Source organism: Lentilactobacillus parafarraginis DSM 18390 = JCM 14109 (genome assembly GCF_001435895.1).
In the GTDB taxonomy this organism is placed as follows: Bacteria; Bacillota; Bacilli; order Lactobacillales; family Lactobacillaceae; genus Lentilactobacillus; species Lentilactobacillus parafarraginis.
On sequence record NZ_AZFZ01000119.1, the window covers coordinates 1 to 3,169 of the forward strand.

Here is a 3,169-nt window from a genome sequence, read left to right on the forward strand (position 1 = left end):
CGCTTTTAGAGATCTCAAACAGTTTCTAACATCGGACGTCAGGCCATAATTTGACGAGCGAATGCTGCGAACCGGGTGGGTTGGCTGATCATCGTCAGGCTCAAAGAAATTCTTTTCGGCGATTGGACTGTTCCCGAAAAGATAGGTAATGAGCCACCGATAATAAACGAATCCCTGGGCAATTTTGATATACATATAGTTAACAAATTCCTGATAGGAGTCAAACTCGGATTGTTGGCCTTCCCACACCGCTTTGAGGACCGCTTCATTCACACTGACATTCAGATGAACGCCAACCGGAATCCCCTGAGTATCACTTCGCGTCTCAATCCAGCGTTCATAATACGCCTTCTGTTCGGGATCAACGTCGGCGATCGGAATGGTTTTTTTATCCTTAGGTAAAATTGGCGGCATACTCAACGGCCACAACATTTCGTTGGGTTCAAGCGCATTTCGCAACGTGTCATTCAAAGCCATTAAATAATGCATCGCGTCCAAAGATTTTCTGGCAGCGGGGGTGATAATTTCACTTTGAATCTGGTACACGTCCGTTTTAATAAAGTGATTCTTCCGCTGATTTCCAAGTGCCTTGGGATAAGCTTCGTTTGTCAGCCGTCCAGAAGAATCAATCCGAATGCTTTCAACTTCGATTCCCATATTAAAGTCGCTGGCCTTCGCGACAATTTCATTATTAAAAATAATTTGGCCAATTTCATCAAACATCCGCATCAGTCTCCCTGCACACGATTAGATTGTTAGAAATACTCTAACGCAAATTCGCCGACAATTCAAAGATAAATTTAATTTTGTTAGGCAACCATTCATTTTTGGGTCGTGGTAACATGAACTTATAATGATTTTCTGACCCTTCAAAGGAGGAATTGCACATGGATACAAGGCTATTCGCTCAATTACCCGTTAGCAAAATCGATCAGTATCAGCCGGTCGGTGGCGGCGACATTAATGAAGCCTACCGACTAACCGATGAAAATGGCACCCGCTACTTTCTATTGATCCAACCTAATCATACTAAAGAATTCTTTAAACATGAAGTGGTCGGCTTAAAACTCCTGGCCCAAACCGTTTCCACCCCGGAAGTTCTCGATTGGGGAGGCTTCGGGCCGGACGCCTACTTACTGCTCAGCTATATTAATCATCAGCCCGCCGGCGATCAGTATGAAATGGGAAAGCAATTGGCCCAGCTTCACAAGCGGCGGAGTCCTAATAAACAATATGGCTTTGACGAAGGCTTCACTATGGGCACCTATACTGCCGATAATACTTGGCAGCCGAAATGGGAAAAATTCTTCGTCAATCAACGCCTAGAATCCCTGAAAAAGCTCATTCAAGAGCGCGGGTTATGGACCGCTGAAATGGAAACGGCGTACGCAAAATCTATCAAAACATTCAAGCGTTTGTTGGCCGCTTACCACCCACTACCATCGCTACTCCACGGGGATTTATGGTCGGGCAATTTCATGTTCGATCCTGATGGTCAGCCGGTATTTATCGATCCAGCAGTCTTCTATGGCGACCGCGAATTCGATCTGGGGATCACCCACGTGTTCGGCGGGTTCAACGCTGACTTTTATCAGGGCTATCAAGACACCTATCCACTGGAGAAAGGGTTCGAAAAGCGCCTCCCATTTTACCAACTGTACTACTTGATGTTTCATTTATCCCAATTTGGTGCCGGTTATCAGGGCAGTGTCTTGCAAATGCTGGAACTGTGCGCCAACAAATAACGACGGAGCCAAGCTATCTTGGTTACCGGCGTTTTTCTTCGATGTCATTTTTAGAAAGAGCCTGGTCGAAAGTGCGACCAGGCTCACTTTAATTTACTCATTCTGGCCGCAGAGGGCGCCGCATCGTTGCCCATGACTGGACAAAAACGGTACCCACAATCAGGACCGCTCCAAATATTTCTGGAAGGCCAAACGATACGCCCAGAAACACCACCGACAGAAAGGTCGCTGAAAGCGGCTCAAAGCATCCTAAAACACTGGCCGTGGTTGCGGTGATAAATTGGAGACTCCCCAAAAAGAACAGGTAAGCAAACATCGTCCCAAAGATAACCACAAATCCAACCCGTCCATAAGTTTGCCAACTAAATGCCGGCATCTGATCCCACACTTTATAAAAGACGCTAAACGCCACCCCGCCGATTAACATCGACCAGCCAACAATCGGAATCGACCCGTACCTTTTCAGGAGGTTGCGTGGCAATAACGTATACAACGACGCACTCAGGGCTGTCAACAAGCCCCAGTAAAAGCCCTTGGGCGGAATTGACAAAGTGGTCAAGTGGCCGTGAGTAACTAACAGAATTGTCCCGATGAGGGCCATCGCCAATGAAATGAGGTCAACACGTCGCGGCCACCGTTGCATCCGAATCGCCAAATAAATAATAATGAGCGCCGGGGAAAGAAACTGCAAAATGGTGGCAGTAGCCGCATTGCCATAATCAATGGCTTTAAAGTATGTATATTGAGAAGCCGCCATGCCAATAAAACTAAAGAAGACTAAGTAAACGGCATCCCCGAAATGCCGCCATACAGCAACGTTCTCGTGAGTGTCTTTCAGCATTCCGTAACCAACAAGGAGCACTCCGGAAATCAGCATTCGAATGGAAACCAGCCAGTTTGCGGTTACCGTTGCGTTTGTAAAAAGGGCCTGCGCAATCGTCCCGGAAATTCCCCAGAGAAGCGGCCCGGTGATTGCTAGTGCAATCCCCTGAACTTTTGAATTTGTCACCTGTCACACCCCACCATCATTGATTGATCACAATCGCCAAGATTGCCCCCACTAACTCAACGGGAACTTTCTGATCAAAGTTAATGTTGATTCGCTTCTGACCGCTGGCATACCCCAACTTCTTCGCCGTTTCCAAAACGGCAGGCGTTAAGTCCTTAGAAATTTGGAAACTGACATGGGCCTTATACGCGGCAATCCCAATCTTTTCGTTGGCAATCAAGAAGAATGGCATTCCATACAGAATTTTCTCTTCAGCATATGGCGTTGTTTGGTGAACGCGCATTCTTAACTCATTTAAAATCGGCTGTGCGGCTGCCGGTGCCTTGGCAATGTAGTCATCAACATCCTTAACCTGTGGTCGTCTTGGCATCCCTAAAATCCCCCTTTTATTAGGGTCTGTCTTAAAACAAGCTTT

General features: G+C 46.7%; 3 protein-coding genes and 1 pseudogene. 1 reads left to right on the forward strand and 3 read right to left on the reverse strand.

Annotated features, from left to right (window positions below; translation table 11 throughout):
* A pseudogene (locus FD47_RS13950) lies at positions 1-723 on the reverse strand (glutamate--cysteine ligase); the annotation flags it as partial.
* A gap of 164 nt (positions 724-887) precedes the next feature.
* Between FD47_RS13950 and FD47_RS13955 the strand changes: the two are divergent.
* Complete coding sequence (locus FD47_RS13955) at positions 888-1,745, forward strand: fructosamine kinase family protein (RefSeq protein WP_056980811.1); 858 nt, start codon at positions 888-890, stop codon at positions 1,743-1,745.
* A 97-nt stretch (positions 1,746-1,842) separates the two neighbouring features.
* Here FD47_RS13955 and FD47_RS13960 read toward each other — a convergent pair whose 3' ends face one another.
* The gene (locus tag FD47_RS13960; protein WP_056980812.1) at positions 1,843-2,754 is read right to left on the reverse strand and encodes a DMT family transporter; all 912 of its coding nucleotides are present in this window, start codon (positions 2,752-2,754) and stop codon (positions 1,843-1,845) included.
* A gap of 16 nt (positions 2,755-2,770) precedes the next feature.
* On the reverse strand, positions 2,771-3,124 hold the full coding sequence (locus FD47_RS13965) for an iron chaperone (protein ID WP_056980813.1): 354 nt from the start codon (positions 3,122-3,124) through the stop codon (positions 2,771-2,773).
* Between the last annotated feature and the right edge of the window lie 45 nt (positions 3,125-3,169).